The sequence below is a fragment of the Bradyrhizobium sp. genome (genome assembly GCF_019242285.1).
Classification (GTDB): Bacteria; Pseudomonadota; Alphaproteobacteria; order Rhizobiales; family Xanthobacteraceae; genus Bradyrhizobium.
Window position 1 is genome coordinate 1 of the sequence record NZ_JAFAVV010000686.1, and the last position, 14,794, is coordinate 14,794.

The following is a 14,794-nucleotide window of genomic DNA, read 5'->3' on the forward strand; positions in this document are numbered from 1 at the left end:
CCCGAACGTGCTTGGCGCGTTCCTGATCCTGCCGGCGCTGTTCGCGCTGCAGAGCGTGGTGTCGGACCACCTCGGCAAGGCCCTTCGCGGCACGATCGCGCTCGGCGCCATGGCGCTGGCGATCCTGCTCGCCTTCTCCCGCGCGGCCTGGGGCGGCCTGCTCCTCACCGCCGCCTTCATGCTCACGCTGATGGTGCTCACCAGCCGCTCGCGGCAGGAGCGCTCGCGCATCATGCGCGTCGCCGCGATTGCCGTCATCGTCGGCCTCCTCCTGATCGCGGTGCTGTTGTCGTTGTCATCCGTGGCGGACATGTTCCAGCAGCGCGCGAGCTTCGACCAGAGCTATGACGAGGGCCGGTTCGGCCGCTTCGGCCGCCACATCCTCGGGGCCGCGATGGCGCTGGACCTGCCGTTCGGCATCGGCCCGCTGCAGTTCCACCGCTACTTCCCCGAGGACACCCACAACTCCTATCTCAATGCCTTCATGTCCGGCGGCTGGATCTCGGGCATTTGCTACCCCACGCTGGTGTTCGTCACCGTTGTCATGGGATTTCGTCACCTTTTCGTGCGCGTGCCCTGGCAGCGCACTTATCTGGCGATCTTCGCCGCGTTTCTCGGCACCGTCGGCGAGAGCTTCATCATCGACACCGACCATTGGCGGCATTTCTGGATGATGCTCGGCGCGATGTGGGGCATGATCGCCGCCGCGCAGCCCTTCAAGACGCGCGCGGACGCACCGCTCATGGCACCCGCCGCTACTTCACCGAGCGATCCCGCGTCTCTCGAGGAGACGCAACCTTGCCGGAGCCATTGAGCTCCGTCGTCGCATCGAGCATCGACTGGTAGCTCTCAGTGCCATAGCGGATCAGGAATTTCAGCTCCGCATCCGTATAGGCCTCGCACTGCTGCTGCATGGCGCGCTTGACGAGTTCGTACGGACGCCCCATCTCCATCATCCGTTCCTCCACCGGGACGATGAAGACCTTGCGGCGATCCGTCTCGTCGCGTTCGCGGCGCACGAAGCCGGCCTTCTCCAGCCGGTCGACCACGCCGGTGATCGCCCCCGTCGTGAGCCCCGTCAGCTCCGCGAGCCGGCCCGCGGTCATGCGCCCTTCCACGTTGACGAAATCGATGCAGTCCATATCGGCACTGGAAATGCCCGCGCGATCGGCCACGAGCTTCGCGAACATGGCGCCCTGCGATGAGGCTTTCCGCATCGCATTCTCGAGTTCCTGCAGCATCGCAGCGCGCGTTTTTGATCTTGACAAGGTCCGGCCCATAACTTAGTTCGTATATATCTTAGATGCTAAGATATTTAGCATCTGTGGATAATTAATGCCCAGCGACCCCAGGAGCAAGCCCCATGACGAAGCGATCCCACAAGGCCCTCATCATCGGCGCCGGCATCGCCGGACCCGTGACCGCCATCCTGCTCAAGCGGGCCGGCTTTGAGACCGCGATCTACGAGGCCTTTCCCTACTCGAACGGCATCGGCGGCGGGTTGCAGATCGCGCCGAACGGCATGCGCGTGCTCGCCGAGATCGGGCTCGCCGACGACATCAAGCGCGGCGGCTCGATCTGCGAATCGATCGACTTCCATTCGCAATCGGGAACCGCGCTCGGCTCGGTCAACCGCGACATGGAACGGCGCTTCGGCCAGCCTTCGGTCAGCATGCGCCGCGCCATGCTGAACGAGGCCATCGTCGACAAGGCCTGGTCGTCCTGCGTCGAGGTGCATTTCGAGAAGCGCCTCGCGCGTATCGAGGACCGTCCCGACCAGCCCATCGTCGCGCATTTCACCGACGGCACCAGCGCCGAAGGCGACTTCCTGATCGGCGCCGACGGCCTACATTCGGTGGTCCGGAGGCACGTCCTGCCGGACGGCCCGACGCCGTGCGACACCGGCCTGCTCGGGTTCGGCGGTTTCGTGCCACGATCGCTGCTCGAGGCGGCCGGAGCCGGGCCGAGCCTGTCCATGACTTTCGGCCAGACCGGCTTCTTCGGCTATGGCTTTTGCGGCCCGGATGCCAACAACGGCGCGATGTGCTGGAGCACGCAGCCGGCCCACGGCATCGACGCGGCGGCCTTCCGTGCCATGGATCAGGCTGCGCTGCGGCAGCATCTCAAGCGTTTCCACACCGGCTGGCACGATCCGATCCCGCAGCTCATCGATGCGCTCGACGAAATCATCGTCACCGCCACGCTCGACGTTGCGACCTTGCCGACCTGGTCGCGCGGGCGGACGCTCCTGATCGGGGATGCCGCGCACGCGACCAGCCCGCATGCCGGCCAGGGTGCCTCGATCGCGCTCGAAGACGCCTACCGGCTGGTGCGTGCCCTCGAGGACGAAGTCGAGGTCGGCACGGCTTTCCAGAATTTCGAGCGCGAGCGGCGGCCGCGCGCGGAGCGTCTGGTGGCCCTTGCCCGTCGCAACGGAAACCAAAAGCGCGAGTTCAGCCGCACCGGCGCCTGGATCCGCGATCACATGATCAAGCTCATGCTGCCGCTGAACCCGCGCGGGCAGGACTGGATCTACGGCTACGACGTGCGCGATGTCAGCGCTCGACCGCAAACGTCAGTCCGGCGTGATCGGCTAGCCGCTTGATCAGCTTCTGCCGCATCGCCGCGCCCGGCGTCCAGAATCCCGCTGGCACGTCGGGCGCATCGCGCAGCAGGCAGATCACGCATTCGGAGATGATCTTCGACGTCGAGCCGTAGCCAGGATCGCGGTCGCCCTTCACCGCCGCACGCACCTCGCGCCCGTCAGGCGCGACCGCGACATAGAGAAGGTCGTAGAGGCCGTTCTCGCGCTCCTCCTTCGACGGACCCTCGCCGGGCCTGCGTGCGTTCGGGCCGGTCTTCCCGCTGTTCAAGGCCATCACCTTCCTTGCATTGGCCTCGCCCTGCTCGCCCGGACCGGTCAGCACCATCTCGTCGTAGATGAAGTCTTTTCCGTAAGGGAAACCCATCAGCATGTTGGAGCGGTGGATATTGCGGGTGTTGATCAGCGCCATCGTGAACGGCGCGGTCCAGGATTGCATTTCCTCCTCATAAACCGGCTTGTTGCCTTTGGGCTGCTTCGCGCCCTTGAAACCGGGCGTCAGCGCAAACGGATCGTTCAAAATGGCCACCAGGCTGAGGTCCTTGGAGACGGCTTCGAACGTTGCACGCCCGCTCGCCGCTGTACCGCCTGAAAAGGTGCCGCGCATGTCACGCACCCGGCCCTTGACGCGCGATGCCGGCGCGCCGAACACGCGCCTGGCCTCCTCCTGCACGAAGAAGGCACCGAGCTCGAACGGCACCGAATCGAAGCCGCAGGAGAAAATGATGCGGGCGCCGCTCGCTTTCGCCTCGGCCTCGTGCCTGTCGATCATCTGCCGCATCCAGACCGGCTCACCGCAGAGATCGAGATAATCCGTGCCTGAAGCTGCGCATGCCGCGAGCAGGTCGCTGCCATACCACTGATAGGGGCCCACCGTCGTCAGCACAGATCTGGTCTGGTCGACCATCGCCTTCAGGGCACCGACATCGCTGGAATCGGCTGCGATCAGCGGCGTGTCCGCTGGCGCGCCAATCGCGTCGCGGACAGAAGCGAGCTTGTCGAGGCTGCGCCCGGCCATCGCCCATTGCAGCTCCTTATCGTTCCTGTAGTGGGAGGCGAGATATTCCGCGACGAGCTGCCCAGTGAACCCGGTCGCGCCGTAGACGATGATGTCGAATTTTTTCGCTGAGCCCATTTCGATTCCCTCACTTCGACATGTCGGGCGAAGCGAACTTCGCAGGGTGGGCTAAGTGCCCACCATCACCAATCACATCGCCGACAGATGGTGGGCACGGCGGTTTGCGCCTTACCGATCCTACAAATTGACCTACGCGGTCATTTCTTTCCGTAGCTCACGCCCATGCCCGCGCGCACATCGCTCTGAATCCCGTAAGGCGCGATCGGATAGCGCAGGCCGTTTTTCGCAAGCTGCTTCATGCCGGCGATTGCTTTGGCGAGGTCGGCGGGCTTGAGCGCCATCAGCATCTCCTCGTCGGGGACGCCGCCATAGCGCCGCTCGGCGAAGCACGGCAGCGACAGCGACGGCTCGCCGGTCCTAAGCGCCCGGCCCCAGGAATCCGCGCATGCGGTCTCGCCGACCACGCCCCATTCGAACTTCTTGTAACCCACATATTGCAGCCCGTTGATCAGGATGATCATCTGACCGGGCGTCGCATAGACGAGACAGATGTCCGGAGGATCCAGCCGGCCGCTCGCGAGCGGGCTGACCGCCATCGCCTGATACCGCCCGAACGGCACGACGTCGAGCGCCTCCTGCCGCTTGCGCGCATCCTCGGCCGTGCCGTGCCAGACCCCGACATAGTTTTCGCCCGCCAGCCACTTCTCGTCCTGCGGCGCCAGCCCGATCACCGCCCGGCATTGCGCGCCGACGAGATCGTCGGCGGTGATGCCGACCGTCCAGCCGAGCCGCGAAGCCATGCTGATGATCTGGTCGGTGGTATGAACAGCGTTTGGCCGGCGGAGCTTCGGGATCGCCTCCATCTCAGCTACCGTCGCGAACATCTTGACGCCCGTCACCGTCGTCCTGAGGCGCAGCAGGGCGTTGAGATCGCCGACCATGGCGGCGGGATCGAGCTGCTGGGGCAATAGGGATTCCTGCATGGCGTACATCTCCGGGATCGGCGTTCCGCGTTGATCCGACATCCTAGCCGGATTGTCGGACGGTTGCGACCGGCGGCGGGAGAGCTTCGTCCGGCCCCGGAAACAGCGCGCTGGTCCGGCCCGCGATCCAGTAGGCGAGAAGTCCGATCCACTCCCGGGTTGCGGCGTCGGTGCGCCCCAATCCTTCGAGCGCGAGATTGGTGAACGCGAAAACGTCGGCACCGCGGCCAACCCGCCAATCCACCGGATACGGCTCGACCGCAAAACCCGCCTTGCGAAACAGGCCGACCGACCGCGGCATGTGATAGGCGGAGGTCACCAGCAGCCATCGCTCGCCCGGTTTCGGATCGACCAGCGCCTTGGTGAAGCTCACGTTCTCGTAGGTGTTCCGCGAAAGCCGCTCCATGATCAGCCGGGACTTGTCGATTCCGAGCCCCGTGAAGATCGCGCCGGCGTAGTCGGCTTCCTTCGCATCGTTGGACATGAGGTTCGCGCTGCCGCCGGTGAACACGATTCGGGCATTCGGATATTGGCGGGCCAGCGCTGCGGCCGCGATCATTCGATCGGCGGCGAGCTTGGTCACGGGCACGCCGTGGGCCGCCGAAAGATCGGCGTCGATGGCGCCACCCAGCACGATGATGCCGTCCGGCGCGCCGTGCGCAGCATTCCAGGGCGGAAAGCGCGCCTCCAGCGGATAGAACAGCAGATTGCCGAGGGGCAAGAAGCCGCAGAACGCGAGCAGCAGGACCGAGGAAACCAAGAGACGGCGGCCGAGCCGCGCGAACTTCGTCAGGAGCAGGATGGCGCCGAGAAGTCCAAGCCCGATCAGAAAGTTCGTCGGCAACGCCATGATGCCGAGCGTCTTGGAGAGCACGAAAAACACGGGAAGCCCCACGGTTTTTTTGGTACAGCCTCATACGCCGGTTCAGTCGCGAGCAAAAGTCACCTCATGACACATCATCACCTGCATGCCAGTCCCGAGACTTGCCACTGGGGTTTTTTCGAGGCGAAGCTCAAGCCTGTCCTTGCCATCGACAGCGGTGACGAGGTCACCGTCGATTCCATCAGCGGCGGCCCCGACCAGGTGCCGGACCGCAGCAAGTTTCATGTCCCGCCGGAGCTCGACGACGTGCATGCGAGGAGCGAGCGGATGGTGCCGGGCCATATCCTGACCGGGCCGATCGCGGTCAGGGGTGCCGAGCCCGGCGACGTGCTCGAGATCGACATTCTCGATGTTTCGCTGCGCCAGGACTGGGGCTACAACCTCATCCGGCCGCTCGCCGGCACCCTGCCCGACGATTTTCACGAACTGCGGCTGATCAACATCCCGCTCGACCGCGAGCGGATGATCGGGCGCCTGCCCTGGGGGCTCGACCTGCCACTCAAGCCGTTCTTCGGCGTGATGGGAGTTGCGCCACCGCCGGCGTGGGGCCGGATCACCTCGCTGATCCCGCGCGCGATGGGCGGCAATCTCGACAACAAGGAGCTGGGCGCGGGAGCGAAACTCTATCTGCCGGTGTTCGTGCCGGGCGCGCTGTTCTCCTGCGGCGACGGCCACGGCGTCCAGGGCGACGGCGAAGTCTGCGTCACCGCTATCGAGACCGCGCTGCAGGGCCGTTTCCGGCTGACGCTGCGCAAGGACATCCGGCTCGACTATCCCCGCGCCGAGACACGGACGCACTATATGACGATGGGGATGGATCCCGATCTCGACCAGTGCGCGGTGCGGGCACTGCGTGACATGATCGTGCTGCTCGGCGAGAAGCGCAACCTGTCGCGCGAGAACGCCTACACGCTGTGCAGCCTCGCCGCCGACCTCAGGGTCACGCAAACGGTCAACGGCTCCAAGGGCATCCATTGCATGATCGCCAAGGAGATCGTGCATGGCTGACTGCGGCGATCTCGATCTCAGCGCGCCAGCTCATGCCACGCTTCGCTCGGGCAGCCTACGGACGTCGGCCGGATGTGCGTCCGCCGGCGCCGGACGGCCAATCAGATCGCCTTGCGCCTGGACGACCCCGTCGGCGGTCAATTGACGCAACTGCTCGGGCGTCTCCACGCCCTCGGCGGTCACCGCAATTCCCAGGCCTTTGGCAAGCGCCAGGATGGACGCCACGACGGCGGCGCATTCGCGCCGCTCTGTCATGCCCTGCACGAACGACTTGTCGATCTTGATCTTGTCGAACGGAAACTGGGTGACGTAACTCGCCGACGAATAGCCGGGCCCGAAATCGTCGAGCACGATCGTGACCCCGATGTCCTTGAGCCGGCGCAGGGTGTGCAGGTTTTCCGCCTCGTTCCCCAGCAAGGTCGTCTCGGTGACCTCGAGCTCGAGCCGCTCCGGGCTCAGGCCGGAGGCGACCAGCGCATGCAGCACCGTATCGAACAGGTCGCCCTTCTTGAACTGGCGCGCCGACAGGTTGATGGCGATCCTGAAATCGGCGGGCCACGTCGCAGCGTCCCTGCAGCCTTGCCGAAGAATCCATTCGCCGAGCGGAACGATCAGGCCGGTCTCCTCCGCCAGCGAAATGAACCGCTCCGGCTGAACGAGCCCGTCCCGCGGATGATGCCAGCGGATCACGGCTTCGGCACCGCGGATCGTCTGCGAGGAGACATCGAGGATTGGCTGGTAGAACAACTCGAACTCGTTGCGCTCGATCGCGATGCGCAACTCGGCTTCCAGCCACTTCCGGCCTTCGATCGACCACGACATCCCGGCATCGTAGAAGCGGAAACCGTTCCGCCCTTCGGCCTTCACCGCGTAGAGCGCGAGGTCGGCCTTGCGCAGAAGATCGGCTGACTCGACGCCCAGCTCGGGCGAAAGCACGATGCCGATGCTGGCGCCGATCCTCGCCGGCTGCCCGTCGAGCTCGAATGGGCGCGCGATCAGATCGATGATCCGTCGCGCGAGCGAGATGGCCGCTTCATGGTCGCCGTTCTCCAGTCGCTGGACGATGGCAAATTCGTCGCCGCCCAGCCGCGCGACCACGTCGCGGCCGCCGATTTCGGACCTCAGCCGGCTCGCCACCTCCTGCAGTAATTCATCTCCCGCCGCGTGGCCCAGCGTGTCGTTGACGTCCTTGAACTTGTCGAGGTCGAGCAGGAACACGGCATGGCGGACCGTACCAGAGGCCGACCGGTCCAGTGTTCGGAGGAAGCTTGCGCGGTTGGGCAGGCCCGTGAGCTGGTCATGCTCGGCGAGATAGGCGATCTGCTTCTCGTTCCTGCGCCGCTCGGTGATGTCCTCATGGGTGGAGAGCCAGCCGCCTCTCGGCATCAACTGCCTGACGATGGCGATGGTGCGGCCATCTGCGAGTTCCTGCACGTGAGTGGTTTCGTCGCTGTCGCGGTAATCGTCATCGGGGCAGGCAAGCTCCGTCCCGCGCTGCCCGCGGGACGTCATCACCTCGCGCAGACTGGTACCGGGCTTAACCTGCTCCTCGTCCAGGCAATAGATTTCGGCATACTTTCGATTGGAGATGACGATCCTGCGATCCGCATCGTAGAGACAGAGACCCTGCGTCATGTTGTTGATCGCGATGTCGAAGCGCAGATTGGCATGTCCGAGCTCAATGGCACTGGTCGCCAGGCGGCGCGCCATCTGCCGCACCAGGAGACCCCCGAGCGCGATCGTGGCCAATATGATGCCGGTTTCGGAAATTTCGCGGGTGCTGCGGCTCCGCCAGGGCGCGAGGATCTCGTCGACGGGTTTTGCGACGGCAAGGATCAAGGGATATGACGAGCTGCGGCGATAGCTGTTGATGCGCACGACGCCGTCCAGCATGGCCTTCAACTCGACGGTGTCCGCTGGCGAATGCTGGAGCGCCTTGGCGATGTTGCTGCCGGACATGTCGCGGCCGATATTCGCTTCGACATAGGGCCGCCGCACCAACAGCTTCTGGTCGGCCGACATCAGCAGAATGCTGCCGCCCGCGCCGATGTCCATCTGCTCGTAGAAGACCTGCAGGAATTCGATCCCCAGGAATGCGTTCGCCGTGCCGGCAAAACTGCCATCGGGGTTGTTGTAACGGCGCGAGATCGGAATCACCCAGCGGCCGACCACGCGGCCGAACACGGGGGCACCGATGAACAGCTTGCGTTCGTCGCTGTCGACGTGATGCCGGTAGAAATCGCGGTCCGAAATATCGATATTGTTTCGGCCGGGTACGGAGGTGAACACGAGCCGGCCGGTGCTGTCGGTGACCGAGAACGCCGCCACTTGCGGCAGCCGCTCGATCTCGGCGTGAAACCATCTGTTCAGCCGCTGCGTGCGCTCCGAATCCTGCAAATCGTGCGTCTCGAGCCGCTCGACCAGGCCGAGGAGGACCGCATCGGCCGCGCGGAACGTCAACTCGGCATGCTGCGTCAGCGAGTTCGCGAGGTTGGCGGTATCCCTCTTGCCGGCGGCGAGCGCTTCGGCGCGCTGCTCCAGAATTCGCGACGTCTCCAGACCGGCAATAATGCAGCAGACCAGCAGGACGAAAACCAGCATCGCCGACGCCACTGAAAAGCGCCGGCTGACCGCCCTCGACAATGCCTTCCTGAAGTCCATCCTCTCCCCGGAACGTTGGCCGGCAAACCATAGCGTCGCGATCCTGATCGGCAGGCTAAGAACGTTGGTTGCCGTCACGTAAAGTGCGTCGCCCCAGAGGTGGCTAGCGAAGTATCCCGGTGTGACAACGACGGCCCGGGCACGTAGAATCACGGAGGGAGGCGACCCTGGTCGCCTCTGCGGCGGGAGGTCCCGCGGCATGTCACATCACTGTCAAGACGGCGCGAGAGCCTGAATGCGCCGACGTCATGGGAGGAGTAGCGATGAACGAGGCGGACAAGAGCGACGATCACGCTTTGCGCGAGCTCATTGGCGCCGACTTGCAGGACGGCCTGGACGAGGAGATCGAGCTGGAGCTCGAGGATCACCAGTACGGACAATTCCGGGATCTGAAGATCCCGCACCAGCATGTGCCGTCGATGGATCGGACGCATTATTTCAAGGAGCTGTTGCGCCTGCAGGGCGAGCTCGTGAAGCTGCAGGACTGGGTGCAGCACAACAAGCTCAAGGTCGTCGTCGTGTTCGAAGGCCGCGACTCCGCCGGCAAGGGCGGCGTCATCAAGCGCATCACCCAGCGGCTCAACCCGCGCGTCTGCCGCATCGCGGCGCTGCCCGCGCCCAATGAGCGCGAGCGCACGCAATGGTATTTCCAGCGCTACGTCGCGCATCTGCCTGCCGGCGGCGAGATCGTGCTGTTCGACCGCTCCTGGTACAACCGCGCCGGCGTCGAGCGCGTCATGGGTTTTGCCACCGAAGATCAGGTCGAGGAGTTCTTCCGTTCGGTGCCCGAATTCGAGCGCATGCTGGTACGCTCCGGCATCATCCTGGTGAAATACTGGTTCTCGATCACCGACGAGGAGCAGCAGTTCCGCTTCCTGATGCGCATTCACGATCCGCTCAAGCAATGGAAGCTGTCGCCGATGGACGTGCAGTCGCGCAGCCGCTGGGAGCATTACACCAAGGCAAAAGAGGAGATGCTGCACCGGACCCACATTCGGGAGGCGCCGTGGTGGGTCGTCGAGGCCGTCGACAAGAAGCGTGCCCGGCTGAACTGCATCGCCCATCTGCTCACGCAGGTTCCGTACCGGGAGATCGGCCACGAGCCGGTGGTGCTGCCGGCACGCACATACGACCCGGCCTATCATCGCGAAAGGATCCCGCCCGAGATGTATGTGCCTGAGCGTTTCTGACCGCCCCTCACGCGGCCCTCGCTAGCCAAGCTTCGGGACCTCTCACGAAGATGCCGCACGCCCGCAGGCAAGGGCCTGCGAGCGCGCGACCGCGGGTTTATCGCGGCCTAATATCCCCAGATTTTCGTACCGCCCGCCCCCGATTGAATCCGGGGGTGGGTCGGGCCATGCCTGCCTCAATCAAATATTTTATTTCAAGATCAGCATCTTAACCATTAATTCGCGCCGGCCTGTACAACGCTTTCGATTCTAAATAGAGTCTTAAAAGTTACTTTTCTGTACACGCGTTACGGACTAGCCTTTCGCATGGCCACGGAAAAAGCCGAGACTGACCGCATTCCCGTAACCTTAGCCCTGGCGACCATCGGCTATCTCGAAAAGCTCGTGAAGCAGGGTACTCACGGCACCAGCGTTCCAGGTGTCGCACGTACATTGATCGAAGAAGGCATCAGGCTCGCCATCAAGGACGGGCTGCTGTCGATCCGCGATAATGGCAGGGCTTAATGGGAAGGCGTAGGCGGAAGATTCGGTTCCAAAGTGAGGCCGAGAACGATCCGAGGAGGATCCAACTTGGAAGCGATGACTCATGCCCGCCGAACACACGACTGCCCAATCGACTGCCCAATCGACTGCTCAATCGACTGCTCAATCGACTTGGACCACCGAGCGCCTCGAGCTCCTGAAGAGCGGCTTTGAAGCCGGCCTCTCCTGCCGCGAGATCGCCGCGCATATCGGGGTCAGCCGCAATGCCGTCATCGGCAAGATCTCCCGCCTCAACCTGACCCGCGACAAGCCCGGCGTTCGTGGCCCGGCGCGCAAGGATTCAGCGGTCACCGCTCGACCGCGTGCGACCACGACCCGGCTTCGCCATCAGATGCTGCGCGCGGCGCCGCAGACGATGCCGCTGCCCGTGATCGAGGAGCAGGACTTCCGCTCGGCTTATAGCTGCACGCTGTTCGAGCTCAGCAATCAGCGCTGTCGCTGGCCGATCTCGACGCCGGGAGCCGAGGACTTCTGCTTCTGCGGCACCACCCCGCTCGACGGCCTGCCCTATTGCGCCCGTCACAGCCGCCTCGCCTACCGGGTCAACGCGCGCTGATGATGCCTGATCCGCTTCTCGTCCCCGCGCCGATCCCGGCGCGGGGCAATTGCGATCCTGTCGGATCATCCGATGCGCCAGTCGATCTCCTTGACGATTCCCTGGTAGAATTCCTCGGTATAGGCCTGCTCCGGCGCCTGCCTTACACGCTCATCGAGTTTGTGCGCGTCCTTGCCGACCAGGATGCGCCACTGGCCGGCCTTGACGCCATCGAGGATGATCTTTGCGGCTTCGGCCGCAGTGGTCGGCGCGTCGTCTCGGAAGGCGCGCGCGCGGTCGAGCACGACCTTCTGAACATCCTCGTCCGACAGCGCCGTCGTATCGATGCCTCTGCCCTTCAGACGCTGCCGCGCCTGCAGAATGTCGTTGGCCGTGAACCCGTCGGCCTCGGAGCCGCTCAGCACCTTGCGCGTGTTCGAGACGATCGAGGTGCCAATGTGGCCCGGCATCACCACCGAGCACTTCACATGCGGCGCGTTGAGGCGAAGATCGGTGATCAGCGCCTCGGTGAAACCCTTCACCGCGAATTTCGCGGCGCTGTAGGCGGTGTGTGACACGCCCATGCCGACCGAGGCCCAGAAACCATTGACGCTGGAGGTGTTGATGATGTGCGCCTCGTCGGCCTTCACCAGCATCGGCAGGAAGGTGCGCACTCCGAGATAGACGCCGCCCCAGTCGATGTTGAAGGTGCGCTCCCACTGCTCGCGGGTGTTGGTGAACAGGCTGCCGCCGCCACCGATGCCGGCGTTGTTGAACAGCAGGTGGATCCTGTCGGTGGCCTGCTCCGCGATCAGCTCGTCGCGAAAGCGCCTGAGCTGATCCTCGATCGAGACGTCGGCGACATGGGCGGTAACGCGCAGGCCCTGCGGCAGTTTCTCGGCCTCGCAGAGCCGCTTGGTTTCCGCCATCGCCTCCGCTGAGACGTCGCACATCGCGACATTGCAGCCGTCGGCGACGAGCTGGCGCGCCAGCTCGCGCCCCATGCCCGTGCCACCTCCGGTGATGACGGCGATCTTTCCGGCAAAATCCTTCATGGGACCCGGCTCCTTCCCTGCTCGTTTCTGTTGATGTTTGGTGAAGTCGATTTGAGCCGGTTCGTACGAGGCAAGCAAGGCGCGGAGCTGTGACTCGGGCTTGGGTGCATTGCAGCGCGAGCCCGGCGGAGAAGGCCAGACCTTGCAACCTCTATTTGAACCTTTATCTCCTACCCGTGACCCAACCTACGGGAGGCAAGCCGACAGGAGGCGCGGATGAACCACCAATGGCATGACACCATGGTCGATCAGCCGGACGAAGACGGCCCGGCCTATGTCACGGGCTGGACCATCAGCGGATTGGCGGTACTCGGCACCATCGTGGCCGTGTGGCTCTTGGGGATCTGACAATCCCCGACATTGCCCTGGCGCTGCATCGCCGATCTCGCGACGGTTCGCTCGACTGTCGCGAGCGCGCCTCTCCTGCCGTTGAAGTCATGAGTGTCTGCGGAAACGCGCTGCTCGAGAATTTCCGTCCCTACACCTACGAGAAGCTCGCCTCGGACTATCCTTGCATCATCGTCCGGAGGCCCCTCGAACGGGACAACGAAGCCTCACCCGGATTGCTGGCTCTTGCTCCCGCCCGCTGCATGATCGCGGGAGTTCATCTCTACGTCGCCGGAATGGCATGCGAGAAGATTGAGCTCGCATTCTCGGGGCGACCGCTCGATTAGACGGCGCGCCTGCGCTCGGATCGTGGGCACGCAACGCGCCCATCCGCGCAAGACGATGCCAGCGGCTGCGCCCTAATGCGCGTCCCAATTGGCGGCTTGCACGGTCTGCGAGCCTCCGCCTCCCGTCAGGCAATGACGCGCCGCCTCGATGTCGGCGTCGGTCGCGCCCTTGCTGCGAGCCCATGCCTCGGCGGCGGGAGCGCTGTACTTCGCCACGTAATATCGCACCACTGTGCAGGAGACATGGTGCAAGAGGCCGGCCGAGCGCTCCGCCGCGGACGCGCCGGCCGCCTGCGCCACGAGCAGAACCAGAGCCGCAGTGCCACGTAAGATCATTGTCACCCCGTTCCAAAATCATTCCGAGAACGCGCGAATTCCCATCCGGTTCCCCGGCAGGAACAGCCGATGGCTCCCGGCTTCGATCGATTTGCTTCATCCATCGCGCGGAGGCGATCCGATCCGAGAAAAGCACAAGCCGTACCACGAAGGCACGACGTTTCCAGTCGTCAACAGGCAAATTTGGACGTCGATCAGGGATCGATCGCGGTCACGATCCAGAGCGATGCCGGCATCGCCACCGTCGGGCCCTTGACGTAACCCGACAGCGCCTTTCGCATCGTGGCCGTTGCGGCTTCCATCACGTCGGCGGGCTGGCCCGCGACCGCGCGACTGGCGGGACCGATTGCGAACGCGCCTGCCACCGCGCTGTCGAGGCCACCGCCGGCCGCGATGTCGAGGTCGAGATCACATGGTTCGAGCCTGATCCGGCGGAAGCCCGCCTCGCCCAGCACGTGCTCGACCCATTCCCGGGATGCGAAGGCAAACGAATCCGGGCCATGCGGACGGACGGCCGGCAGTTTCGGCACATGCTCGTAAGCGGCTTGCAGCGGGATGAAGGCCCAATCGTTGTCGCGCAGCTCCCGCCAGCAGGCGAACGCCAGGCGGCCCTCGGAGCGCAGCGCGGTGCGGATGTTGAGAAAGGCGCGCACGGGGGCGGCGAAGAACGTGACACCGAGCCGCGACACCACGAGGCTGGCGCTCGCCGCCTTGAAGCGATGCACCGTTGCATCGCCAAGCGCGAACTCGACCGGCGCGTCCGCCGGCGCCAGCGCCCTGGCCCGCGCCAGCATCGCTTCCGACACGTCAAGGCCCAACACATGGCCTGATGGCCCCACCTTCTCGGCGACGGCAAATGTGGTCGCGCCGCAGCCGCACCCGATATCGACGGCGCGCTCGCCGGCCTGCACGCCAGCGCGCTCGATCAGGAGTTCGGAGATCGGCGCGAGCACACGATCTTGCTGCGCCTGCCGCTCAGCCCAGCGCTGCCCGCCGGGCCCGTTCCAATAGGCAATCTGATCGGCGTTGTGGAAATGACCTACGTCCATGACCGCCCGGCCTGAATTCCTCGTCGGTGGCTCGTCCAAGCTGCGACGGACTACTTCCAGATGGAAGCCCGACGCGCAAGGCCGTTTCAAGCGGCACGAGCGAAGTGCCCGACCTCTTCGAGGATGCCCCGCAAACCGAGCCGGCCTCCTCGCGGCGATCACGTCGTCGCAATCGTGGGCCCGCCGGCTGCAACCTG

Annotated in this window: 16 protein-coding genes; 8 read left to right on the forward strand and 8 right to left on the reverse strand. The window is 64.6% G+C overall.

Going from position 1 to position 14,794, the window contains the following annotated elements; translation table 11 throughout:
- A partial coding sequence (locus tag JOY90_RS27745) for an O-antigen ligase (RefSeq protein ID WP_291694290.1) occupies positions 1-814 on the forward strand: 814 nt, incomplete at its 5' end.
- On the opposite strand, the gene JOY90_RS27750 is transcribed toward JOY90_RS27745, so the two are convergent.
- Positions 756-1,217, reverse strand: a complete 462-nt coding sequence (locus tag JOY90_RS27750; protein ID WP_291694291.1) for a MarR family transcriptional regulator — start codon at positions 1,215-1,217, stop codon at positions 756-758. The genes JOY90_RS27745 and JOY90_RS27750 overlap by 59 nt on opposite strands.
- Before the next feature lie 146 nt (positions 1,218-1,363).
- Here JOY90_RS27750 and JOY90_RS27755 point away from each other — a divergent pair, with 146 nt between their 5' ends.
- On the forward strand, positions 1,364-2,605 hold the full coding sequence (locus JOY90_RS27755; protein WP_291694292.1) for an FAD-dependent monooxygenase: 1,242 nt from the start codon (positions 1,364-1,366) through the stop codon (positions 2,603-2,605).
- Here JOY90_RS27755 and JOY90_RS27760 read toward each other — a convergent pair.
- From JOY90_RS27760 to JOY90_RS27770, 3 genes are all read right to left on the reverse strand, one after another.
- Complete coding sequence (locus JOY90_RS27760; protein WP_291694293.1) at positions 2,556-3,737, reverse strand: trans-acting enoyl reductase family protein; 1,182 nt, start codon at positions 3,735-3,737, stop codon at positions 2,556-2,558. The genes JOY90_RS27755 and JOY90_RS27760 overlap by 50 nt on opposite strands.
- Positions 3,738-3,877: 140 nt before the next feature.
- Positions 3,878-4,663, reverse strand: coding sequence for a DUF169 domain-containing protein (locus tag JOY90_RS27765; RefSeq protein ID WP_291694294.1), 786 nt, complete (start codon positions 4,661-4,663; stop codon positions 3,878-3,880).
- A 43-nt stretch (positions 4,664-4,706) separates the two neighbouring features.
- Positions 4,707-5,546 carry a YdcF family protein gene (locus tag JOY90_RS27770; protein ID WP_291694295.1) on the reverse strand — a complete coding sequence of 280 codons (840 nt, stop codon included), beginning with the start codon at positions 5,544-5,546 and terminating at the stop codon, positions 4,707-4,709.
- Between the two features lie 66 nt (positions 5,547-5,612).
- Here JOY90_RS27770 and JOY90_RS27775 point away from each other — a divergent pair, with 66 nt between their 5' ends.
- Complete coding sequence (locus tag JOY90_RS27775) at positions 5,613-6,554, forward strand: acetamidase/formamidase family protein (protein ID WP_291694296.1); 942 nt, start codon at positions 5,613-5,615, stop codon at positions 6,552-6,554.
- Positions 6,555-6,584: 30 nt separating this feature from the next.
- On the opposite strand, the gene JOY90_RS27780 is transcribed toward JOY90_RS27775, so the two are convergent.
- Complete coding sequence (locus JOY90_RS27780; protein ID WP_291694297.1) at positions 6,585-9,155, reverse strand: EAL domain-containing protein; 2,571 nt, start codon at positions 9,153-9,155, stop codon at positions 6,585-6,587.
- Positions 9,156-9,478: 323 nt separating this feature from the next.
- Here JOY90_RS27780 and ppk2 point away from each other — a divergent pair, with 323 nt between their 5' ends.
- The 3 genes from ppk2 to JOY90_RS27795 all read left to right on the forward strand — a co-directional run bounded on the left by ppk2 (position 9,479) and on the right by JOY90_RS27795 (position 11,504).
- Entirely contained in the window at positions 9,479-10,405 is a 927-nt protein-coding gene (gene ppk2, locus JOY90_RS27785; RefSeq protein WP_291694298.1) for a polyphosphate kinase 2, read from the forward strand.
- A 306-nt stretch (positions 10,406-10,711) separates the two neighbouring features.
- On the forward strand, positions 10,712-10,909 hold the full coding sequence (locus tag JOY90_RS27790) for a hypothetical protein (RefSeq protein ID WP_291694299.1): 198 nt from the start codon (positions 10,712-10,714) through the stop codon (positions 10,907-10,909).
- A gap of 82 nt (positions 10,910-10,991) precedes the next feature.
- Entirely contained in the window at positions 10,992-11,504 is a 513-nt protein-coding gene (locus JOY90_RS27795; protein WP_291694300.1) for a GcrA family cell cycle regulator, read from the forward strand.
- A gap of 65 nt (positions 11,505-11,569) precedes the next feature.
- Here JOY90_RS27795 and JOY90_RS27800 read toward each other — a convergent pair whose 3' ends face one another.
- Entirely contained in the window at positions 11,570-12,538 is a 969-nt protein-coding gene (locus JOY90_RS27800; protein ID WP_291694301.1) for an SDR family oxidoreductase, read from the reverse strand.
- A 216-nt stretch (positions 12,539-12,754) separates the two neighbouring features.
- Between JOY90_RS27800 and JOY90_RS27805 the strand changes: the two genes are divergently transcribed.
- Positions 12,755-12,886 (forward strand): hypothetical protein, encoded by a 132-nt coding sequence (locus JOY90_RS27805; RefSeq protein WP_291694302.1) that lies wholly within the window; start codon positions 12,755-12,757, stop codon positions 12,884-12,886.
- A gap of 89 nt (positions 12,887-12,975) precedes the next feature.
- Positions 12,976-13,212: a hypothetical protein gene (locus JOY90_RS27810; protein WP_291694303.1), complete on the forward strand. Its 237-nt coding sequence runs from the start codon at positions 12,976-12,978 to the stop codon at positions 13,210-13,212.
- A gap of 72 nt (positions 13,213-13,284) precedes the next feature.
- Here the strand turns inward: JOY90_RS27810 and JOY90_RS27815 are convergent, their stop codons facing one another.
- Both JOY90_RS27815 and JOY90_RS27820 read right to left on the reverse strand, forming a co-directional pair.
- Entirely contained in the window at positions 13,285-13,548 is a 264-nt protein-coding gene (locus tag JOY90_RS27815; protein ID WP_291694304.1) for a hypothetical protein, read from the reverse strand.
- Between the two features lie 194 nt (positions 13,549-13,742).
- Complete coding sequence (locus JOY90_RS27820; RefSeq protein WP_291694305.1) at positions 13,743-14,597, reverse strand: class I SAM-dependent methyltransferase; 855 nt, start codon at positions 14,595-14,597, stop codon at positions 13,743-13,745.
- Positions 14,598-14,794: the final 197 nt, after the last annotated feature.